This is a genomic window from Peptoniphilus hominis (ex Hitch et al. 2025), assembly GCF_040096015.1.
GTDB classification, from domain to species: Bacteria; Bacillota; Clostridia; order Tissierellales; family Peptoniphilaceae; genus Peptoniphilus_A; species Peptoniphilus_A hominis.
The window spans coordinates 1-23,118 of sequence record NZ_JBBMFO010000031.1 but is presented as its reverse complement, the minus strand read 5'-3'; the positions used below and the strand labels follow the sequence as shown (position 1 = coordinate 23,118).

The 23,118-nt window shown below is 33.5% G+C and carries 21 protein-coding genes; 11 read left to right on the top strand and 10 right to left on the bottom strand.

The features are described from left to right. Positions 1-298 precede the first annotated feature (298 nt). Positions 299-814: a DUF4364 family protein gene (locus WMO19_RS08535; RefSeq protein ID WP_349171396.1), complete on the bottom strand. Its 516-nt coding sequence runs from the start codon at positions 812-814 to the stop codon at positions 299-301. Between the two features lie 97 nt (positions 815-911). On the opposite strand from WMO19_RS08535, the gene hpt reads away from it, so the two are divergent. Genes hpt through hslO form a run of 7 tightly spaced genes read left to right on the top strand, consistent with a single transcriptional unit; the run spans position 912 to position 5,340 of the window. After that, positions 912-1,439 carry a hypoxanthine phosphoribosyltransferase gene (gene hpt / locus WMO19_RS08530; protein WP_349171395.1) on the top strand — a complete coding sequence of 176 codons (528 nt, stop codon included), beginning with the start codon at positions 912-914 and terminating at the stop codon, positions 1,437-1,439. Further along, positions 1,426-2,340, top strand: a complete 915-nt coding sequence (locus WMO19_RS08525; RefSeq protein WP_297393264.1) for a type II CAAX endopeptidase family protein — start codon at positions 1,426-1,428, stop codon at positions 2,338-2,340. Before hpt ends, WMO19_RS08525 begins: the two co-directional genes overlap by 14 nt. Positions 2,341-2,350: 10 nt before the next feature. Beyond that, positions 2,351-3,088: an SIR2 family NAD-dependent protein deacylase gene (locus WMO19_RS08520; RefSeq protein WP_349171393.1), complete on the top strand. Its 738-nt coding sequence runs from the start codon at positions 2,351-2,353 to the stop codon at positions 3,086-3,088. Further along, complete coding sequence (locus tag WMO19_RS08515) at positions 3,085-3,819, top strand: class I SAM-dependent DNA methyltransferase (RefSeq protein WP_349171392.1); 735 nt, start codon at positions 3,085-3,087, stop codon at positions 3,817-3,819. The genes WMO19_RS08520 and WMO19_RS08515 overlap by 4 nt, the downstream gene beginning before the upstream one ends. A 50-nt stretch (positions 3,820-3,869) precedes the next feature. Next, positions 3,870-4,127 carry a type II toxin-antitoxin system Phd/YefM family antitoxin gene (locus tag WMO19_RS08510; protein WP_349171390.1) on the top strand — a complete coding sequence of 86 codons (258 nt, stop codon included), beginning with the start codon at positions 3,870-3,872 and terminating at the stop codon, positions 4,125-4,127. Next, positions 4,124-4,390, top strand: a complete 267-nt coding sequence (locus tag WMO19_RS08505; protein WP_349171389.1) for a Txe/YoeB family addiction module toxin — start codon at positions 4,124-4,126, stop codon at positions 4,388-4,390. Before WMO19_RS08510 ends, WMO19_RS08505 begins: the two co-directional genes overlap by 4 nt. A gap of 29 nt (positions 4,391-4,419) precedes the next feature. Next, entirely contained in the window at positions 4,420-5,340 is a 921-nt protein-coding gene (hslO, locus tag WMO19_RS08500) for an Hsp33 family molecular chaperone HslO (RefSeq protein ID WP_349171387.1), read from the top strand. A 51-nt stretch (positions 5,341-5,391) separates the two neighbouring features. On the opposite strand, the gene WMO19_RS08495 is transcribed toward hslO, so the two are convergent. The 5 genes from WMO19_RS08495 to WMO19_RS08475 form a co-directional block, all read right to left on the bottom strand. Beyond that, positions 5,392-5,895 (bottom strand): ECF transporter S component, encoded by a 504-nt coding sequence (locus tag WMO19_RS08495; protein WP_349171386.1) that lies wholly within the window; start codon positions 5,893-5,895, stop codon positions 5,392-5,394. 113 nt (positions 5,896-6,008) lie between these two features. Next, positions 6,009-8,303 carry a homoserine kinase gene (thrB, locus tag WMO19_RS08490; RefSeq protein ID WP_349171385.1) on the bottom strand — a complete coding sequence of 765 codons (2,295 nt, stop codon included), beginning with the start codon at positions 8,301-8,303 and terminating at the stop codon, positions 6,009-6,011. Then, on the bottom strand, positions 8,300-9,481 hold the full coding sequence (locus tag WMO19_RS08485; RefSeq protein WP_349171384.1) for a homoserine dehydrogenase: 1,182 nt from the start codon (positions 9,479-9,481) through the stop codon (positions 8,300-8,302). Before WMO19_RS08485 ends, thrB begins: the two co-directional genes overlap by 4 nt. A 1-nt stretch (position 9,482) precedes the next feature. Next, positions 9,483-10,463 carry an aspartate-semialdehyde dehydrogenase gene (locus tag WMO19_RS08480; protein WP_297393279.1) on the bottom strand — a complete coding sequence of 327 codons (981 nt, stop codon included), beginning with the start codon at positions 10,461-10,463 and terminating at the stop codon, positions 9,483-9,485. After that, on the bottom strand, positions 10,450-11,775 hold the full coding sequence (locus WMO19_RS08475) for an aspartate kinase (protein WP_349171383.1): 1,326 nt from the start codon (positions 11,773-11,775) through the stop codon (positions 10,450-10,452). Before WMO19_RS08475 ends, WMO19_RS08480 begins: the two co-directional genes overlap by 14 nt. Before the next feature lie 257 nt (positions 11,776-12,032). On the opposite strand from WMO19_RS08475, the gene WMO19_RS08470 reads away from it, so the two are divergent. From WMO19_RS08470 to WMO19_RS08460, 3 genes are all read left to right on the top strand, one after another. Continuing rightward, a complete protein-coding gene (locus WMO19_RS08470; RefSeq protein WP_349171381.1) occupies positions 12,033-12,656 on the top strand; it encodes a CatA-like O-acetyltransferase, family 2 in 624 nt (207 codons plus the stop codon). 308 nt (positions 12,657-12,964) lie between these two features. Then, positions 12,965-13,174, top strand: coding sequence for a hypothetical protein (locus WMO19_RS08465; RefSeq protein WP_349171379.1), 210 nt, complete (start codon positions 12,965-12,967; stop codon positions 13,172-13,174). 61 nt (positions 13,175-13,235) lie between these two features. Next, entirely contained in the window at positions 13,236-13,460 is a 225-nt protein-coding gene (locus WMO19_RS08460; RefSeq protein WP_349171377.1) for a hypothetical protein, read from the top strand. A 266-nt stretch (positions 13,461-13,726) separates the two neighbouring features. Here the strand turns inward: WMO19_RS08460 and WMO19_RS08455 are convergent, their stop codons facing one another. From WMO19_RS08455 to guaA, 4 genes are all read right to left on the bottom strand, one after another. Next, positions 13,727-16,261, bottom strand: a complete 2,535-nt coding sequence (locus tag WMO19_RS08455) for a DEAD/DEAH box helicase (RefSeq protein WP_349171376.1) — start codon at positions 16,259-16,261, stop codon at positions 13,727-13,729. A 19-nt stretch (positions 16,262-16,280) separates the two neighbouring features. Next, positions 16,281-17,195: a HamA C-terminal domain-containing protein gene (locus WMO19_RS08450; protein WP_349171375.1), complete on the bottom strand. Its 915-nt coding sequence runs from the start codon at positions 17,193-17,195 to the stop codon at positions 16,281-16,283. A 265-nt stretch (positions 17,196-17,460) separates the two neighbouring features. Further along, positions 17,461-18,792 (bottom strand): RNA-binding domain-containing protein, encoded by a 1,332-nt coding sequence (locus WMO19_RS08445; protein WP_349171373.1) that lies wholly within the window; start codon positions 18,790-18,792, stop codon positions 17,461-17,463. Positions 18,793-19,061: 269 nt separating this feature from the next. After that, positions 19,062-20,582 (bottom strand): glutamine-hydrolyzing GMP synthase, encoded by a 1,521-nt coding sequence (gene guaA, locus WMO19_RS08440; protein ID WP_349171371.1) that lies wholly within the window; start codon positions 20,580-20,582, stop codon positions 19,062-19,064. Positions 20,583-20,799: 217 nt separating this feature from the next. On the opposite strand from guaA, the gene secA reads away from it, so the two are divergent. Further along, positions 20,800-23,118 (top strand): preprotein translocase subunit SecA (gene secA / locus WMO19_RS08435; protein ID WP_349171370.1); only part of this gene is annotated, 2,319 nt, incomplete at its 3' end.

The window sequence follows — 23,118 nt, the reverse complement described above, 5'->3', positions numbered from 1 at the left end:
AATGCTACCAATAGCAAATATAGCAAGAGCATTGGGCTTAAAAGATGGCAAGGATATTTTCTGGAATGGAAATACAAAGGAAGTTCTAATTACAAGAGAAGTTGCAAAATGATAACTTCAAAAGTACAAGGACTTTCCATAAGAGTTTATAAATCTAATTTTATAAGTCTTAGACAAGTGAATATTTGCTAAAATTAGCAATAAAAGAAGGAACTGAGCCAAGTGCTTAGTTCCTTTTTTCATAAAAAGCTACCTCTTCACATGGAATGGTAAAGAGGTAGCTTTTGCATATATAACTTTATTCTTCTGTCAAAATTTTTAATATTTCCGAATAAATATTTTCTGCATTCTTTTTAAAGTTTGCAGAAATTTTTTTTGCCATTATTTCATCTGCTGTTTCGATTTTTAAGTCCAAGACAGCTATTTCGTCGTCTTTTATTTTTAGGTGGGCGAAGTTTATACCATCTTCTTCAAAAACTTCTCCTGAAATTGAATTTTTAAGGAGCAGTTCGTGGCGATATAAATCTATTTTCTCATCTAAAAATTTTATATTTTCTTCAGGTATTTGCTCATAAAAAATATCTAGGGTCTTTTCTCCATCCTCTGATAGATAATATTTTTTGTCGCCGTCAAAGAGGATTAGCCCCGTTGACTCCAAGTCATTTAAGTACTGTTTGAAGTAAAAGTAGTTAAAGAGCTCTATGTCTAAGACAAAATAGGAGAGGTCATTTTCCTTTAGTTTGTGGTTAAACTTATCTATGATGTAGAGGATCAATAATTTATTTAATGCAAGTTCAAAGGAACTTTTTTCCATATTATCACCTTCTCTTAAATTATACCAAAGCAGGGCTAACAATAGCAATTAAAGATGAATTTTTGCCATTTTTTGATATAATGTAGGTGGAGGAATTATGGAAAGACAAATTTTATTTTCTCGTCAAGAGATAAAGGAAAAGGTAGAAAGTCTGGGCAAAAGAATTACAGAAGACTTTGACGATAATTTCGTAGTCATTTCTCTTTTGAGAGGCAGCTTTATTTTTGCCGCAGATTTAGTTAGAGAGATTGATAAATTAGTTGAAATAGATTTTCTCACAACTTCATCCTATGGGCACAGTGAGTCTTCCAGTGGAGAGGTGAGATTTTTGACAGACCTACGCACAAATATAGAGGGCAGAGATGTCCTTGTTGTAGATGACATTTTAGACACGGGAAACACTCTTTATGCAGTGAAGGAAAAACTTTTAAGCTACAAGCCAAAGTCCTTAAAGACTTGCGTCTTACTTGACAAGCCTTCAAGGAGAGAGGCAAATGTATCTTCTGACTATGTTGGCTTTGAAATTGATGATATTTTTATTGTTGGTTACGGTTTAAATTATGGCGACCACTACAGGAATGTGCCTTACATCTACACTTATAAGGAAAAAAATGAAAAGATATAAAAAGAAAAATTTAAATGTCATGAGCGTCAATTCCTTGACTCTTGTGCTTGCAATTATTTTTTTGACCTTTGGTTTTAATATTCAAGAGAAATACAGCTTTTGGGGAACTTTTATTACGGAAATTTTTATAATTTTAATCCCAGCAATTCTTATTTCTTCAACGGGAAATATTAAAGAGGTTTTAAAAATTAAAAAGATTTCTGGTGAGAGCATTTTAAAGACAATTATACTTGTGATTTTGTCCTACCCAGTGATTTTACTCTTAAATGGAATATTTTTGTCCCTTCTTTCAAATTTTATTGAATACAAAAATTTCCCCATGGAGTTAATGCTGCAAAATGTTCCAATTTTTAATTATTTAATATTTATGTGCCTAGTGCCTGCTATTTGCGAAGAAGTTTTCTTCAGGGGAACTCTTACTAATGCCTATAATGTCTATGGGGAGAAGTTTGCCATAGTGGTATCTGGTCTTGTCTTCGCTCTATTTCACTTTGACATACAAAATTTTATCGCCCCCTTCTTGTTGGGACTTTTGTTTTCAAGTTTAATAGAAGTTACTGGTTCAATAATCCCAGCCATAGTGGCGCACTTTGTCAACAATGTCATTGCAGTTTTGACGGCAAGATATGTCAATGAAAGGCTCTTTGAATTTTTGCGCAAGACAAAACTTTCTCGCGAAATTGGCTCTCTTGAGCTTTCAATTATAATTTTACTTATTGTAGTTTCAATTTTTTCTGTGATTTTAATTAGACTAATACTTAAAAATTTGAAAAAGGAAAATCAAGAGGATGTGGAAATAAAAATTAGGTATAGAGATGTGGAAGGCATTGATTTATTTAACTTCGTGCCAATAATTGCCCTTGTGATTTTGTATTTCATCTATCACTACATTGTTTTTTAGGAGGTAGGATATGGATAAGATAAGAGAAGCAGCTGATTTAATTTTAAGGTCAAAAAAAGTTTTTGCCCTAACTGGCGCAGGAATTTCTACAGATTCAGGCATACCTGACTTTAGATCTTCCTCTGGCTATTATTCCAAGATGGACCCCATGCTTGCCCTTTCCAAGGATAGACTAATAAACCATCCAGAAATTTTTTATAAGGAAGGTTACAAAATTCTTGAGGACTTAAACGACCAAAAGCCCAATGATGGACACAAGGCATTGGCAAAAATGGAAGAGGAAGGCTTTCTTGCAGGCATAATTACGCAAAACATCGACAACCTTCACGCCAAGGCTGGCTCAAAAAATATTTACGAAGTCCATGGGGAAACTCGTGGCACTCACTGCATGAAATGTGGCAGGGAATATCCCTTCGCCCTTATGCGTGAAAAAGTTGAAAGAGGAGAAATCCCACCTAAGTGCGACCATTGCGGCGGCACAATCCGTCCAAATGTTGTAATGTTTGGCGACATGATGCCCGACGACTTCGACAGGGGAGCAAGAGAGCTTAATGACACAGACACCCTAATAGTTGTTGGCTCATCACTTACAGTTTCTCCAGTAAACTTTTTGCCAAACTATGTGGACCACTTAATCATAATAAATAATGACCCTACGCCAATGGATAGGCGAGCAGATGTAGTTATTCACGAAAATTCTTCAAGGGTCTTAAAAGAAATTTTAAAGGAGCTTGAAAATAGAAAATGATGTATGGAGATTTCGCATATTTTTACGACAAGCTCATGTACGATCTTGACTACGAGAAAATTTATAAATTTATAAGGGAGGTTCTAGGGAAAAAGTCTCTAGAGCCTAAATTAATTTTAGAAATGGCTTGTGGCACAGGTGGACTGACAGAAAAGTTGGCAAAGGACTACAAGCTTCATGCCTTTGACTTATCCGACGACATGTTAAGCGTCTGCGAAAATAAAATAAGAAGTAAAAATTTAAAATTATTCAAGCAAAATATGGCGGGATTTTCTGCACCATCAACTTATGATGCAATAATTTCCGTTGGCGACAGCCTAAATTACCTGACAGATGAGAGGGACTTTGAGGCTGCATTAAAATCTACTTACGCTCACTTAAAGGAAGATGGAATTTTTATTTTTGACCTCAATTCAGAATACAAGTTCAAAAATATTCCCCCAGTGACAGTGGACGAAGTGGATGATGTCTTATATATTTGGGAAAATATCTACGATGAAGAAGAAAAATTAAACACCTACGGAGTTAATTTTTTTAGAAATATAAAGGACAATGACTACAAGAGATTTTACGAAGAACATTTAGAGAGGGCATACGACTTAAGCTTGGTGAAAAATTTGTTGGAAAAAATTGGATTTAAGGACCTAGAAGTTTACGACGACTATGAGTTTAAAGAGGCGGGAGAAGAAACTTCAAGATACACTCTTGTCGCTAGAAAATTTTATAAGTAGATTGCAATAGAGTACAAGATGTTGTACAATATCTTTAAAGAGGTGAGCTTATGTTAGCTGTTAATTATAGTGAACTTAGAAAGAATTTGAAAGATTATTGCGACGCAGCCGTTAATGATATGGAAACAGTTTTGGTTACAAGAAAAGATGACAAAAATGTTGTTGTAATAAGTTTAGATGAATACAATAATTTAATAGAAAATGCTCATATCATGAAAGATCCAAAGTATTATAAAGAATTAATACAAAGAGCAGAGGACGTTGAAAAAGGAATTTATAAAGAAAGAGAACTCATTGACATAGAATGAAAATATTATTTCACGACAAGGCTTTTTTGGAATATTTGTCCTGGCAAAATACTGACAAAAAAACTTTAAAGAGAATAAATGAATTAATAAAAGATATTATGAGAAACCCCTACGAGGGCATTGGAAAGCCTGAGCCTTTGCGCTACCAATTAAGCGGATATTGGTCCAGGAGAATTAATAAAGAAGATAGACTTATTTACAAAATTGAAGGAGATTTGTTAATTATAATTTCCTGTTCAGAACATTATAAGAAAAATAGATAGCAGAGGCTATCTTTTTTTAGGAGGAAAATTTGGGATATATTTTAAGAGCAATAGATGAAAGTGAAACTATAAAAATTTCTGCTGCCATTACCACTGATGTAGTGGAAGAGGCGGCGAAGATTCATAAATTATCAAAGACTACAAGTGCTGCCCTAGGTAGAGTTTTAACAGCTGCAGCAATTATTGGCTCATGGCAAAAAAATGAAAAGGACTCCATAACTCTTTCCATTAACGGCAATGGACCTGCTGGAAAAATTGTTGCAACTTGCAAAAATGACGGCTATGTAAAGGGTTATGTTACAAATCCTGGGGCTGACCTTCCTATAAGGGAAGCCGACGGCAAAATTGATGTGGCTGGAATTGTTGGCGAAGGTAACTTAACTCTTGTCATGGATACGGGCATGAAAAAGCCCTACACAGGAACAGTTAATCTAACTACTGGAGAGATTGCAGAGGATCTTGCAGTATATTTTCTACAGTCTGACCAAGTGCCATCAGCTGTTGGTTTAGGAGTTCTCGTTGATGTGGACTATTCAATAAAGGCTGCTGGTGGTTTTATTATTCAGCTCATGCCCGATGCCACTGAAGAGCAAATTTCTAAGCTTGAAGAAAATTTAAAGGGCCTTCCAAGTGTCACTTCAATTTTAGATGAGTATCACGACGCGGAAAAATTAATTGAAATCCTCATGAAGGACATTGATTTTAAAATTCTTGAAAAGAGAGAGATCACTTACAAGTGCAACTGCTCTCGCGAAAAGGTTGAAGATGCAATTGTATCTGTTGGTCCCAGGGAAATTGAAGAAATTTTAAGAGAAGACAAAAAGGCTGAAGTCTCCTGCTACTTCTGCGACAAGGTCTATGATTTTGACGAAAGTGACTTAGAGAGAATGCTAAAAAAGGCAGAGGACATAAATAAAAATAGAGAAATTGTTATTCATGATAATTTTTAAGTAAAAATTTGCAAAATAAAAAGATAGGCGAGGACCTATCTTTTTTCATGCTTAAATATTTTTAAAAACTTTTTCCATTGGCTTTAATACTACAAGTACAATTACAGATGAAACTGCAATTTGAATTATGTTGCCTGGTATTGATGCCAGTGGAGTTACAAAGGATGAGAGTATAAAAACTTCTCCAATGTAATAAACCACAACCTTTACTAGGGCAACTAGCACAAAGGAAAGAAGTAAATTTTCAAATTTCAAGTGCTTGTAATTAAATTTGTTAAGTATGTAACCCATGATGAGTGCAGATATAACTGTCATAGGAGACCACATTGCCCAGCCACTTGTGAGGTCAAAGAGTCCCATGCCGAGAGCGCCTGCTGTCATTCCAACTCTTTTGTCAAAGAATATTGCAGCTAAAAAGAAGGGAACATTGCCAAGGTGGATGAGTCCTCCATTAGGTGCAAAGGGCAGCTGAATTTTTACAATCCATGTAAATACATAGACGAGGGCGATAAAAAGTGATGTGATAACTAAGTCTTTTACTTTAAAATTTTTCATGATTGCTCCTTTTTATTTTCTTAATTTTATAATAGCACGATTTATGTCACAAATAAAGAAAAAAAGGTCGACAATGCGACCTTTTGTAAAATATTTTTTACTCTTCAAATTTTTTAAATAATAAAGGCACCAGTCTTGTCGATTTCAAGAGGCAAGACCTTGTAATCGCCCTTTAATTTATTTACTTGCTTTTTTATGAAGTCCTGAGAATTTTTGTCTTCGGAGTCCAATAAAATCATGATAGTGGAGCCAGCACCACTTAGGTAGTGACCAAGGGCAGGGCTTTCGCCTATAATTTTTTCTATTTCATCTATTTCTGGTATGAGTTTAAACCTGTAAGGCTGGTGAATTTTATCTTCTAGGGCAACTTTTATATTTTCTTCGTCGCCAGAAATCAGTGACAAAATCAAAAGTGATAGGCGAGATAGATTAAAGACTGCATCATCTCTAGTGTAAGTCTTAGGCAGTGCTTCTCGCGCCACTTTTGTGCTGAGCTTAAAGTCAGGTATTAGTGCCAAAAATTTTATCTTTTGAGAAAGCTTAAATTTTTCAACAAAAACTTGACCCTTATCACAAATTGCTGCTGTTGCTCCGCCAAAAATTGCTGGTGAAACATTGTCAGGATGCCCCTCCATTTCTGTTGCAATTTTTAAAATTTCTTTTTTGTCAAAATCTTTTTTCATGACATCAAAGGCTGCCATTATCCCCATGACTACGCAGGAGGCAGAAGAGCCAAGTCCACGAGACATGGGTATGTCTGATGTTAGTTTAAATTCTAGGGGGACAATTTTTTCGCCACAGACCTCAAAGCTCTTGGCGTAGGCTTCATAAATCAAATTATTTTTTAGGTTTTCCTCAAAAGCCTTCCTATCTTCACTTATTTTAAATTCACAAGTGTTATATAAGTTTAAGGCAAGTCCAAGAGTGTCAAAGCCAGGTCCAAGGTTGGCAGAAGTTGCAGGCACAGCAATTCTCTTGCCGCGATTTGCAAATTTTAAAACCTCTTCATCTATTTGGTTTTTATTTATTTTTGTATTGTGAATAATTTTTTTGTCCCTTAATTTTTTTATTTCAGAAGGAATTTTTATGCCAGAGATTTCATAAAGGGCGTCAATATTTTCAAACTCATCAAGTGATACTTTTTCGCCAAGGGCAGATAAAACTGATGAAGAAAACTTATAGGGACTGGCAGTGGAAAGAATCACTGTATTTTTTAGGGAAAGCTCATCTACTATGTGCTTTGCCACAGCTGTGTGGGGGTCGATTAAATAATTTTCTTCCCTAAAAGTCTTTTTAATAGTAGCTTTTGTTTCATCTTCACTGGCATAGCCCCACAAAAATTCACTGAAGTCATTTTTAAATTCAAAAACATGATTTTCAGCAAGCTCTTTCATTTTTTCTCTCACAATTTTATCAGATGACTTGTGATAGATTAGTCTTTCCAAATTGCTTGAAATCAAAATGTCCATGGAAGGCGATATTGTTTTTTTAAGGGCCCTATTGGCATCGTATCTTCCAGTCTTAAAGAAGTCTGTTAAAACATTATTTGAATTTGATGCTATGATTAGCTTTTCTATTGGAAGACCCATTTTACTTGCGTAGTAGCCAGCCAAGATGTCGCCAAAGTTTCCCGTTGGCACGCAGAAAGAAATTTTATGGCCACAAGAAATTTTTTCTGCCCTTACTAAATCAGCATAGGCATAAAAGTAATAGACAATTTGTGGCAAAAGCCTTCCAATATTTATTGAATTGGCAGAGGAAAGGTAAATATTTTTTTCCTTTAATTTTTCTTTTATGTCTCCATCCTTAAAAATTTTCTTCACAGCAGACTGGGCGTCATCAAAATTTCCGTCAATGGAAATAACCTTTGAGTTCAGTGAGTCTGTGGAGTCCATTTGTCTTTTTTGAATGGCAGAAACTCCCTCTGTTGGATATAAAACTAAGATGTCTATATTTTCTGTGTTGTAAAATCCTTCAAGGGCAGCCTTTCCAGTGTCGCCAGAAGTCGCAGTGAGGATTAAAGTCTTTTCCTCTATGCCAAGAGATTTTTTGGCATAGGACAAGAGGTTGGGAAGAAGGCATAAAGCAAAGTCCTTAAAGGCAGCAGTCCTTCCATGATAAAGCTCTAGGTAAAAATCTTTTTTACAAGTTACCCTTGCAATTTCATCTTCAAAAGACCCATAGGATTTTTCTATTAGCTTTAAAAGTTCGTCGCTGTCAAAGTCCGTCAAGTATAGGGACAAAATTTTGTGGGCAAGGTCAGTGTATTTTAGATTTAAATTTTTACTTATGTCAAATTTTGGAAAGGATTCTGGCACAAAAAGTCCGCCGTCATCAGAAATCCCCCTTACAATTGCTTCCTTGGCTGATATTTTTAAGTTGGAATTTCTAGTTGATAAAAACTTCATATTTCCTCCTCTATTTCTGCAATGAAGATGCTTTCTAAGTCACCTAGAGCATGAATTAATTTTTCAAGATTAAGATTTTTTGTAATTAAATGGTGGTCTTCTCCCACAATTTTTTCTGATAAGATTAAATTTTTAAGGTCGTCAGAAACTTTTTGGCATCTCAAGTAATATTTTTTCTCTAAATTATTTTCCACTGGGTAGGAATTTTCTGCATGGTAAAAAGTTTTTATTTCTCTTTTGGCAAGGATTCTAAGAAGGTCACGCATAATTGCATCCGCTGTCTCAAGTTTTCCTGCGCCAGGTCCCTTTAGTTCATAGGATTTAAAATTTTCGCCGTGAACTTTTATGGCATTGGTTCCATCAAAGGTATTTGCAAAAAAATCATCTCTTAAAAATCTTGGCATGACAGAAATATTTATCTTGCCATCACTTAAAGAGGACTTGCCAAGAAGTCTTATGGAGCAGCCCAAATCTTTGGCAAAGTCAAAATCAGATTTCTTTACAGTATTTATTCCAAAGGTAAAAATTTCATCTTCACTAATTTTTGCCCTGTAAGCTAGGGAGGAGAGAATCCTAATTTTTCTCATGGCATCAAGCCCACCTACATCGGCAGAAGGGTCAGCCTCTGCATAGCCAAGCTCTTGCGCCTCTTTTAAAACCTCATCATAATCAAGACCTTCTCTTTCCATTTTTGAGAGGATATAATTTGAAGTTCCATTTAAAATTCCAGAAATTTCATAGATGTCGTTAAAGAAAACTTCCTCCATGAGGGGATGAATTATGGGAATGGCACCTGCAACGGATGCCTCATAGGCAAAGTAAACTTTATTTTCTCTGGCAAGGTCATTTAAGTCTTCAAAATATTTTGATACAACAGCCTTGTTGGCAGTGACAATATTTTTGCCAGATTTCATGAGCTTTACAATTCTCTCATAAGTTTCCTCTAAGTTTGATGTAACATCAATAACTGTGTCCACTGGAGAATTTAAAATTTCATCAAAATTATCTGTGAAAATTAAAGTCTTGTCATGAGGATTTCTCTCTTTATATTTATTTTTTATTAAAATTCTTTCTATTTTTATATCAAAATTATTTTTCAGTAAATCTTTTTTCTTTTTGTACAAAATTTCTTCGAGGCCTGTTCCCACAGTGCCAAAGCCCATTATTGCAATTTTCAAATCAAACCTCCAAGAGTTTCTTTGCTATTTGCACAGCATTAGTTGCAGCGCCCTTTCTTATGTTGTCGGCACAGGACCAAAGGTTGATGCCATTTTCAACAGTAAAGTCTCTTCTAATTCTTCCAACATAAACTTCGTTTTTGTCAGCTGACATGAGTGGCATTGGGTAAATTTCATTGGCTGGATCGTCCTTTAAAATCATGCCAGGATAATCAGATATGATTTTTTTCACATCTTCAATTTCAAAGGGCTTTTCCACTTCAACATTTATAGAAATGCTGTGAGAATTTTTTACAGGAACACGCACAGTTGTAGCTGTCACAAGTAGGGAGTCGTCGTGAAGAATTTTTTTAGTTTCGTTAATCATCTTCATCTCTTCCTTTGTGTAGCCATTGTCCAAGAAAACATCGATTTGTGGAATACAGTTATTTACTATTGGATACTTATAGGCAAGATTTGTTCCCTTTTCAAGGTCAGAAATTCCCTTGATGCCAGAGCCAGATACAGATTGATAAGTTGAGTAAATAACTCTCTTAATCTTGTACTTGTCGTGAATTGGCTTAAGAGGAAGGACTGACTGGATAGTTGAGCAATTTGGATTAGCAATAATTCCCTTGTTCATTTTAATGTCCTCAGGGTTAATTTCTGGAACAACTAGGGGAACTTCTGGGTCCATCCTAAAGGCAGAGGAGTTGTCCACAACAGTTACGCCAGCCTTTGCGGCAATGGGAGCGAACTTTTCGCTGACAGAACCGCCAGCAGAGAAGAGGGCAACCTTAATGTCTCTTCCATCAAAGGAGTCTTCCTTTAACTCCTCAACAGTGTAGTCCTTTCCGCAGTAATTAATAATTTTTCCTGCAGATTTTTTTGAGCTAAACAAGTACAAATTGTCAATGGGGAAATTTTCCTCGCTCAAAACCTTTAACATCATACTTCCAACAAGACCAGTTGCACCAACAACTGCAACATTAATTTTCTTCATCTTTTTCCTCCTTGTAAAACTCTCTGTAAATAGCTTCAATAGCTTTCTCAAAATCCTTAGTTTCAACGCCAATAATAATATTAATTTCGCTGGAACCTTGGCTTATCATCTTAATATTTACGCCAGCTCGGGCAAGAGCAGTAAAGGTCCTTGAAGACACGCCCTTTTCATTTATCATGCCGCGGCCAACAACTGCAATAAGGGAGATGTCACGCTCCCAACTGATACTGTCCACATTCAAATAGATTTTTAACTCTTCCATGACCTTATTTAACTTTGGAGCAATTTGCGAATCAGAAACAATTACAGATACAGAATCAATACTTGATGGCATGTGCTCAATGGAAAGGTCGTTAGATTCAAAGACGGTAGTTAGTTTCCTGAAAAAGTCTTTTTCACTGTTCATATTTACCTTTTCAAGATTAATAACAGTGAAATCTTTTTTGCCAGATATGCCCGTCACAATATTTTTATTTTTATAAGCACACTTAGACAAAATAAGAGTGCCTTCCTCGTGAGGAGCATTAGTATTTTTAATATTTATAGGAATATTTTTGTCGCGAAGAGGAAAGATTGCCTCCTCGTGAAGGACCTTTGCACCCATGTAGGAAAGCTCGCGAAGCTCCTTATAAGTAATAGTGCCAATGGGGCATGAGTCCCTTACAATTTTTGGGTCGGCAACTAAAAAGCCGCTGACATCAGTGAAATTTTCATACATTTCTGCATCTAGAGCCGATGCAATGACAGAGCCAGTGACATCAGAACCACCACGAGAAAAAGTGTGGACCTTGCCAAACTCATCTAAACCATAAAAACCTGGCACAACGGCCCTGTCGTGCTTAGTCAAAATATTTCTAATATTTTCACAGGACTTGTCTAAATCTAAAGTCCCTTCATTAAAAACAATTAAGTCCCTTGCATCCACAAAATCATAGCCAATATAATTAGCAAGGACTTGTGCGCTGATAAATTCGCCACGACTGATGACAAAGTCGTAGCTTGCGCCCTTAGTAATTTTATTTTTCACATCAGCTAGAATTTTTTTGATGTCAATATCCAAAACAAGATCATCAACAATATTAATAAAAACATTCTCGATGATCTTGTAAACTTCATTAAAATTCAAATCATGGTCACTTAGCTCGTGACACATTGCTAGAAGGTCAGTAACCTTGTGATTGTTGCTTATGCCTTTGCCAGGCGCAGACACAACGACATAGGATCTGTCAGGGTCCTCCATGATAATATCCTTAACCTTTTTCAGTTGGCGAGCATCTGCAAGAGAACTGCCACCAAATTTTGCAACTTTCATCTTTTTCTCCTTTTTTCAAATAAAATAAGTAAGCAAAAAACTATGTTTAAAAAATTCATGTTTAGTACAAAAAAACAGAAAAAATTAAAAAGTAATTTTTACGATTATACAATTATTTAGTCAGATTGTCAATGAAAGAAGGGGGTCAATAAAAGTAATAGCAACAAAAATTAAAAAATGAAGAAAGAAGAGTATGATAAAATGAGATTAGAATTTTTGAACAGAGAAATTATTATTTATAAACAAAGGGGATATATTTGCCAAGAGAAGTACAAATTAAAGGAAGTAAAAGAGAAAAGGCTTTTAAACTTTGGATAAAAGCACCGAATCCAATGGTTACTTTTTTTAAGAATATTGATATAAGTAATTTGGTTAAAATTAGCAATAAGAAAAATATGAAATTAAATATGCTTTTAAACTATTGCATTGGAAAAGCAGCTTTTGATATTACGGAGTTTTATTTTTTACCAGTGGGAGATAAGCTTATTGAGTTTGATACTATTGCAGTCAATACTATAATTAAAAACAAAAATGGTGAAATTAATTCTTGTGATATTTTATATCTAGATAATTTAGCAAAATTTAGTAAAACTTATGAAAACTTTACTTCGAAAGTTAGAGATAATTGTGAGGATATAGATTTATCAAAAGATAGTATGATAATTGGTACATCAGCAATTTTAGAAACCGAACTTGATGGTGCCGTTGGAATGAATAGTGGCATTTATAATAATCCATTTATAATTTGGGGCAAATACAAGAAGAAAAGGTTTAAATATTATTTACCGATTTCTTTTCAATTTCATCTCGCTCAAATGGATGGATCTCACGCTGGAAAATTTTTAGAAAATTTACAAAAAGAAGTAAACAATTTAAAGTAGATAAAAAAAATAATTTTTGATTATTTTTTATTTAGATTAAATTAGGTTAATAACCTATTAAAAATTAAAAAGGAGAATGTTGTTTGATTAAGTATAATTTATTGGATATTGTGGGATAGTTAGGAGGTTACAGATAATAAAGCGCTTCCTAAATTAATGAAATTAAAAAATATTTAAGGAGTAAAATAGTGAATAAAAAAGATATTTAAATAAGGTTAGAAAAAGAAGAAGATTATAGAGAAGTTGAAGAACTTGTTAGAAGAAGTTTTTGGAATGTATATAGACCTGGATGCACAGAACATTTCGTCTTGAAAAAATTAAGAGAAGATCCAAATTTTATTTCTGAACTAGATTTTGTCATGGAAAAAAATGGAAAAATTATAGGACAAAATGTTTTTGTAAAATCTCACATTGACTTAGACAATGGCTCAAAACTTCCTATTATGACAATGGGCCCAATCTGCATTGCAAATGAGTATAAAAGATTAGGATATGGTAAAATTCTTTTGGATTATTAAATCGAAAAAGCAAAAGAATATGGATGTAAGGCTTTGTTTTTTGAGGGGAATATTGATTTTTATGGTAAGAGCGGGTCATCTATGCATATTTAAAAAAATTAGATATCACGGGTTACCAGAAGGCACAAAGGCAGATTTCTTTTTGTGTAAAGAACTTCAAGAAAACTATTTAGATAATATAAGTGGGGAATACAAAACACCTAAGATTTACTTTGTAGCAGAAGAAAATCCAAATGATTTTATTGAATATGAAAAATCTTTTTCTAATAAAGAAAATTTTGATTAAAAGAGTTTTCTTAAATTTAAAATAAAGTTTTTAATGGTTCAAGATTAGTTTCTTGAACCATTATTTATTGTTACACTTAGATTTTAGATTGGCTTATTTAAACTATTTATAAGTTATAATTCTTTATTCCCATTCAATATGTCAATTGATATCGTTTTGTATAAATGGAATAAAATAAAGGTTTTTTATAGGATCTAGTATTATTATCTAGTTTATTTTTGTTTATATGATTTTTGCAAGTATATTGCAAGCAAGAAAGTATTTTATCATTTTATAAAATTCAATTGAACCTGTATCCAATACGGTAGATTATCATAATGTTGTTTAATTATTTCTCTTATGTTTTCTTCTGACAATTCACTTTTTTCATTTTCTTTAAAATCCAGAAAAATTTTTTCAAATAAATAAAGTGATGTCTCGCGTGGAATCCCCATTTCAATCATCGATCTTGTAATATTATTTATTGCGCCTAATTGCATACAAACTAAAAAACAACTATCCGGATTTTTTATATCATATATAGGCTTTAATAACAAAGGAAGATTAAAAGATATTGTTTGTTGCAACAACTCAATTGTTTCATCAATTCTTTCCGCACCACTATCCCCTTTATATCTATCATTATTAAATATATCATATAACTTTATACCGTTAGCCCATTGTAACCCAAGTGAAACCATTATACTTCTTGATTGTCCATTCTGATATAAAGAGGGGATATATTTTTTATACATAAATGCTGTTTCTTCTTTATCTCTCAGCCATTTGAGTATCTTGTCTAGTTTATTTTTCGCACCTTTTTCAGATGGAGTTTTAGGAACAATCAGGTCAAAGTCCGTATAAATTTTTTCTAAAACAAATGGATCCCAATACCTATTTTTATAACAAACTTCTTTTGGTATACTTAAGTTTTCAAGTTTCAAGATTATTGCAGCAACCTGTTTTTGTGTGAGTTTTATTCCTACATTATCCATTCTATATTTTGAATCTTTGCCATATCTTAAAATTGACTGTCTTATGTACGATATTATATATCCATACTTTTTCATAGTTTCATCCACAACCTTGCCATTCTTAAGAGCATCTTCAATTTCCAATTTAAACTCTTGAAATTTTTGTTCATAACCAGTAGATAGTTCTTTACTCTCATCCTCAAATAATTTTATTTGTTCATAACCTTCTGTTTCTGCGAATGCATCCTCGTCCATTACAAAAGTTCTTCCCACATAATCTTTTAATAATCTACCCGCCCTACCACGAAGATTAGCCATTTCATAATTCGTCAATTCTACTGCTTCCGAAGTTTTCTTAATATATAAATGCGGATTCCTAATAAATATATTTTGTGCAGGCAAATTTACTCCTTGGAGTAACGTAGTAGTGCATACAACATTAGACACATTTTTATTCGCTATAGCCACCTCCAAAGTTCTTCTCACATGCAAAGGTAATTTCCCATGATGATATGCAACATCCTTCATAAGAGTTTCGCATAAAGAATAATTCTCACTTACAGAATTCTGATAATACTCTACTAAATCTGAATTATATTGCGTTACGGGAAACTCTAACGCTACCGCTATTTTTCTTGCAGTGGATGATGTTGGTGCAAAAATAATATTTTGTGAATTCCCGCCAATTTTATTTACAATACAACTCAAATATTCCAAATAATCATTAGTATATCTCTTCTTGCCATAGCACTTTATAAGATTAGTATTTTCAATCTCTATTACTAATGGATTTTTAGTAAGAATACAGTACTGTTTTAAAAAATATCTTCTATCCTTTTTCTTTATACTGTAAGTCAAATTTAAAACCGGACTAATGTTCGTAGTATGATCAATAGTCTCAATACCAAAAATACTCTCTCCTACCTTATCAATTTCTTCTATCCTAGGACCAGAAATAATAATTTTGTCAACATTATCTTTGTATCTAAATTCTACTAATGTATCAAATAATATTTTCGCTCGTTGATCTGAATCTTCTTCAATCCTCTCTATATTTTGAATTTCATCTGCCACAAGTATCAGTTTTTTAGAAAAAGCCTCATCAAAATTATCAAACGCTGCAATAGCTTTTTCTTGTGTCATTACATAGATATTCTTTCTATCTTTTACTTGCTTTCCATCAAAAGAATTAGTAATCCAATAATTATGAACACCATTAGCCTTTAATTCGCGATTAAAGTCTTCCATCACTTGATTGAGTAGACTCAATGTAGGAACGATGTATACAATGTCAATATTTTCAGTTCGCAATCTATTTACTATTTTTAATAAAATCACAAATGATTTTCCTGCAGAAGTAGGGGCAGAAATTCCCAAAATCTTATCATTATCCATACTATCCCAAATTTTCTTTTGAAAATTTGTTAATAAATACTTCCGATTACCTATATTGACCTCATTATTTAACTGATTTATTGTTGTTGTTATCTCATCAATATAACTGTCTAATATGGTAAATTTACAATTAGCTATATCAAAATTCTCATCACATATAATAGCTGATGTTGGATAACCTATTCTGGATAAAAATTTTACAATGATTTTTCTCAAATCATATTCTTCAAAATTAATATGTTCCCACATTAAACCAATAACAGTAATAATATAATTGACATCGGGAGAAGGAGCCATAATAGATTCATAATCCAAGCATCTAACAGAGTTATATATTAATGTTTCGTTATAGCTAACTACTCTGTTAGCATTTATCAGCCCCATTTTATGAGCAATTGAAGTAAACTCAATATTTAACCACTGTTCAAGAATATCATGCTTTAGTTGCTTCACTAATTTGTTCCTCCTTTCTCTATATTAATTTCTGAAATTTTTCAGCTAATTCTTTTAGATCCCAAACTGGAAACACTATGTAAGTGATTCTCGATAATATTGGATTTTTTCTCATATCAATCTTATTTTTGTCAAAATTTCTATATCTATCTTCAATTATTTTTTTTATATTATTTCTAATAGTATTCTCATCGATTTTATTAATTTCGGATAATTCATTATAGGTCACTATACTTACAAGCTGAATTTCTACAGGTTTCAAAGTATTATTTAAGTATTTCTCAGCAACTTCATTCATTTCGGCATCTAAAAAATCTTCATGCACATACAATCCAAGCTCGGATCTATGCTCTTTATAGGTTTTCAATATGCTATCTAATGCATCAGAAAAAGCTTCATTAAATTTATATTTAGATGTATATGTTTTAGCTTCTCCCAATATAATTATATTCTTATCATTTTCTATTTTAAAATGTATTGCATCAGCACCAAATCTTTCATGATCAGAAGATGTAGCTATATTCATTTTTCTTAGTAAAGGAACTGCTTTCATGCACTTTTGAATAAAATGATAAAGTAATAATTCTCCCATTTGACCCTGAATCAAAACATTATCACTATTTTTATTGGCTCTGAATTTATTTTTGGCTTTTCTGCCTATATTTTGGGAAGCTGCTGCTTCAGACCTGCCACTGTTAACAAGTTTTTTCTTAATTTCTTCATATTTTTCCGAACTATAAATCCAATCAACAATTGTGTCTGATAATTCTTCAACAAATCCATCTCTAAGCTCTTGTATATCTTGATATTCTATATATGCGCCAATATGATCTTTGTTATTTGGGAGAATATCATACTGTTGGACGACAACGCCAATCATATTGAATAAAGAATCATTTTGTATTAATCTTTTTAATATATCCTTTTCTTCCAAAATTAAAATCCTCCTTTAAAGGTTCACAAAAATTTATACTTTAACGCTCTCAAATAGTCTCTTTTATCATTCTATAATTCCAATATACTGTTCTAAGGGTATTTTATGGTATTTATCAAACACTTAATTCAGATACTCGTATTTGGCTTTATTTTGAATTATTTTCTTAAGAGAGTCTGCGCTCCCATTATTTAAAATTCATTCATCTGATAGTTTCTTCATCGCGAGTATATAGTACTATCTTTATATATCTAAATTCACATTCTCACCTAACTACAATCCAATTTCCATCACGCTTTGATCCAATTCTTTCAATCATATTCTTTTCTTGCAAAGATTTAAATGCTCTTTCGATAGTTCTCTTTGTTACGCCTATTTTTTCTGAAAGTTCAATTGATGTTAAGTTTGGATTTTCTATCAAAAGTTCTATCACTCTCTTTTCAGTCTTGTTCAAACCGACATTCAAACCGACATTCAAACCGACATTCTTGTTGTCCATTTGTTCAATTACTTCCTGCTCAAAAGGAATAGTGCATCTAATATAGTTGCTTTCAATTTCAAAAATGTCTTTCCCATATTTTTCTACAATGGTTGGAATTCCATGTCCGGTATGTTCAGTTAGTCCCATATTTAAAAATATCCTCATCAATGTTGCGTTTCTCGGCTTACTTATTCCATCAAAAAATTGTTCTTTTGTCATTCCATTAGGAAGTCCGCCATGTGATAATATATCGAGTCTATCATTAAACATTGAAATCTGTGGTTCAGTGATTGTCCAATCGTTATGAACTAAAGCATTTAAAATTGCCTCATTTACACAGTCAAAATCAAATAAATAGGTGTCTTTTCTTGGTCTTACTGTCGTATCAGAAATACATATATTTTCAGCCTGCAATCTGTTTTTTATTTTTCCATAAGTCGTTAATATGCATCCATAACCATAATCGCTTCTTTCAGATATAGAAGCTTTATTCTGCCCTTGGAATTTCACAAAAATAAATGGAATATTATTTTTATCTGATAATAGTTCTGCCAATAAATTATATTCTCCGGATTCATTCCTTAGATTCAAATTCGTTTCAAAAGATTTATTTTCCAAATGATAATTTTTTTCTGAATAATATATCTTAAGTTCCCTAAACGATAAATCTGATGAATTTGATTTTTTCTTAAGCATGTATTCATTATCTATAAATTTTTTCTCATATCGAATTTTTATCTGTTCAGGCGTCATCTCTTTACAGGTTGTTCCGATTCGTATTGTGCAACCAGTAGAAGAAAATCCATATTTTTTTTGACAATAAATATGATGATGACCTTTATTTATATGAATTACTATTAGAGTTTTTCCTTCATCAAATTTTAGTTCTGAACTGATTTCGTCTTGTGGGTTCGGTTCTATTTTAGTTGTTATAATATCAGATATTTTTCTAAGAATTTCATCAACTTTGTCAACACCAACTACGACACCATCATCTTTTACTCCGATAATAATTGATCCTCCTGCACCATTGAGGAAAGATACTATTTCCTTTGTAATCGTATCTGTGTATTTTTCTTTTAATTCAATTGTTTCTGATTCGATATATTGGCTCATTTCAGTCCTCCTCTAATATAATTATTATATCATATTTGCGACAATACTAGAATTCAAACCGACATTTTAATGTCGCTTTTAAGTGTATAACCTATCAAATAAAAAAGACCATAACACTTAAGTTATGATCTAATTTTTTGTCCTCATGTAAAACACTTGGAACTACTATTTAGTTTATTCTTTTTAGCTTCCAGTACCATTTGAGTACCAGTAGCCATTTTTTATTCTCTATATAGCTTGTAATCAAGCCATTTTAGAAAATTTTGCGATTATTCCCATTCAATAGTAGCAGGCGGTTTTGATGTTATGTCATATACTATTCGATTTATGTGATCTACTTCGTTTACTATTCTATTGGAAACTTTATCCAAGATTTCCCATGGGATCCGTGTGAAGTCTGCTGTCATGAAGTCTGTTGTTGACACTGCACGAAGGGCAAGGGTATAGTCATAAGTTCTGAAGTCGCCCATTACGCCTACTGTTCTGTTATTTGTTAGGACTGCAAAGTATTGGTTTATGTCTTCTAGTTTTGCTTTTTCTAATTCGTCTCTAAAGATTTTGTCTGCGTCACGAAGTATGTCTAGTTTTTCCTTTGTAATTTCTCCCATTACTCTTATGGCAAGTCCTGGTCCAGGGAAGGGTTGTCTATCTACTAGATAGTCTGCAAGGCCAAGTTCTCGTCCAAGGTCACGCACTTCGTCTTTAAATAACATGCGAAGGGGTTCTATTATTTCTTTAAAGTCTACAAAATCAGGTAGCCCGCCTACATTGTGGTGGGATTTTATCACTGCTGAGTCGCCAAGTCCTGATTCGATTACGTCAGGATAAATTGTTCCTTGTGCCAAGAAGTCCACTGCTTTTATTTTTTGTCCTTCTTCTTCAAAGACTCTTATAAATTCTTCGCCAATTATTTTTCTCTTTCTTTCTGGGTCTGTCACGCCAGATAGTTTTTCTAAAAATCTTTTTTCTGCATCAACTCTTATGAAGTGCATGCCTGAATCTTTAAAGGCTTCTTCTACTTCATCGCCTTCATTTTTTCTCATTAGTCCATGGTCTACAAAGATGCAAGTTAAGTTTTCGCCAACTGCTTTTGATAGGAGGGCTGCTGTTACTGATGAGTCAACGCCACCTGATAGGGCAAGGAGAACTTTTCCGTCGCCAACTTTTTCTCTTATTTCTTTTATTGCCTTCTTGGCATAATTTTCCATAGTCCAGTCTTTTTTTGCACCGCAAATATTTACTGCAAAGTTTTCGAGCATTTCTTTGCCGTGAACTGAATGGTTTACTTCTGGATGAAATTGTAGGGCGTAAAGTTTTTTCTCTTCATTTGCCATGGCTGCTACAGGGCAGTTTTTGCTATGAGCTATTACTTTAAAGCCTGCTGGCACTTTTTCTACTCTATCTACATGACTCATCCAAACTGTTTCTTTTTCTTTTAGGTTTTTAAATATTTCTGCTGCTTCTGTTTTTATTTCTGTCTTTCCAAATTCTCTTTCCTTTGGTGCGTTTACGACCTCGCCACCTAGAGTGTGTGCCATGATTTGCATGCCGTAGCAAAGTCCAAGGATTGGTATATTTTTGTCGAAAATTTCTTTTTCGATTTTTGGTGCACTTTCTTCATAGACTGAGTTAGGTCCACCGGTAAATATTATTCCTTCTACATTATCTCTATTTTCTAATTCTTTTAATGCCTTGTTATAGGGTACAACTTCGCAGTAAATATTAAGATCTCTTATTCGTCTTGCTATTAACTGATTGTATTGGCCGCCAAAGTCAACTACTAGTATCATATTAACCTCCTCGTCATTAAATACATTTTATAATAAAATTTTTATTTTGTATAGCTAAGTAAGCTTTAAATTCAATTTAAATTAAGTATTTAGGCTAATTATATTGACATTAAATATTTCTAACAATATAATTTATAGAGGTAAAGATTAATTTGTTTTTATTGTAAATTATGCCATTTAATGATAGAATGTAACGTCAGGTAAAAGGAGTGGTAAAATGGGTTTAATGGAAAAGATTTTTGGTACCTACAGTGAAAGGGAACTAAAAAAAATCGAGCCCCTTGTAAATAAAGTTATGAGTCTTGAAGGCGAAATGGAAAAGCTTTCAGATGCTGAACTAAAAGAAAAAACTGAAGAATTTAAGAATAGACTTAATAATGGTGAAACTACAGACGATATACTTCCAGAAGCTTTTGCTGTTGTAAGAGAAGCTGCATGGAGAGTGCTAGGCATGAAGCACTTTAGAGTTCAAGTAATCGGTGGTATTATTCTTCACCAAGGTAGAATTGCTGAAATGAAAACAGGTGAAGGTAAGACACTTGTTGCTACACTTCCAGCTTACTTAAATGCTCTTGAAGGCAAGGGCACACATATTGTTACAGTCAATGACTATTTGGCAAGCCGTGATAGGGACTGGATGGGCAAGGTTTATGAATTCTTGGGACTTAGTGTTGGATGTATTATCCATGACATGGACCAAGATGAAAGAAAGGCTGCCTACAATTCTGACATCACTTATGGAACAAATAATGAATTTGGCTTTGACTACCTAAGAGATAACATGGTTATCTACAAGGAAGAAATGGTACAAAGAGGACTTCACTTCTGTATTGTCGACGAAGTTGACTCAATTTTAATTGATGAAGCGAGAACTCCACTTATTATTTCTGGTCAAGGCGATGAATCTGTTGACCTATATGTTAGGGCAAGAGACTTTGTAAATACTCTTTCTCACAGAATCAAGAGCCAAGATGAAATTGATCTTGAAAGATTTAACAGAGAATTTGAAGAAGAAACTGTTGACTATGTAATAAATGAAAAGGACAAGACAGCAACACTAACTGATAAAGGTATTGAAAAGGCTGAAAAATATTTTGGCATAGAAAACTTATCAGACGCATCAAATATGGAATTATCTCACCACATTAATCAAGCCCTAAAGGCTGCTGGTACAATGCACAAGGATATTGACTATGTTATTAAAGATGGCGAAATTATAATCGTTGATGAATTTACTGGTCGTTTGATGTATGGTAGAAGATATTCTGAAGGTCTTCACCAAGCTATTGAAGCTAAAGAAGGACTAGAAGTAAGAGCTGAATCAAAAACTCTTGCAACAATTACTTTCCAAAACTACTTTAGAATGTACGACAAGCTTTCTGGTATGACAGGTACTGCCATGACAGAAGAGGGCGAATTTAGAGACATCTATAACATTGACGTTGTTGAAATCCCTACAAACAAACCTGTAATAAGAGAAGACGACAATGACCACATCTACATCAATGAAGATGCAAAATTCAAGGCTGTAACAAGAGAAATTGAAGAAGCACATGAAAAGGGACAACCAGTCCTAGTTGGTACAATTTCCATTGACAAGTCAGAAACACTTTCAAAATATTTGAAGCGTGCAGGAATTAAGCACAATGTCTTGAACGCCAAAAAGCACGAACAAGAATCTGAAATAGTTGCCCAAGCTGGTCGTTTCGGTCAAGTAACTATTGCCACTAACATGGCTGGTCGTGGTACCGATATTGTACTTGGTGGTAACCCAGAATACCTTGCAAAGAAAGAACTTAAAAAGCAAGGCATGGAAGATGAAATGCTTGAATATGCAGATTCATACTTTAAAACAGAGGACCCTGAAATAATAAAGGCAAGGGAAGATTATCAAGCTCTTGTAAAAAAATTCAAAGAAGAAACTGACAAGGAAGCTGAAGAAGTTAAAAAAGTAGGCGGACTTAGAATAATCGGTACAGAAAGACATGAGTCAAGGCGTATCGACAACCAATTGCGTGGTCGTTCAGGCCGTCAAGGAGACCCAGGTTTCTCAAGATTTTATATATCAGCAGATGACGATTTAATTAGACTTTTCGCTGGCGACAGATTTAAAGAAACAATGGAAAAAATTGATTCACCAGAAGACGAACCAGTTGAAGCAAAAATTTTGACAAGACTAATTGAATCAGCCCAAAGAAAAGTAGAAGGCAACAACTTTAGTATTCGTAAGAATGTCCTAAAATATGACGATGTTATGAATAAACAAAGAGAAGTAATCTACGCTGAAAGAAGAAGAGTTCTTGAAGGAGAAAACCTAAAAGACGACATTATTGCAATGAGAAATGATGTAATCGACAAGACTATAGACTTCTACAACAAGCTTGATGACAACAACCAAAACTATTTGGACTTTGAATCAATTAGAAACTTTGGAATAAATACTTTTGACTTCCCAGAAGACTTCTTAAAGGGACTTGAAAATCCAACAGTTGATTCATTAAAAGCATACATCAAAGAACTTGCTGATAAAAAATAT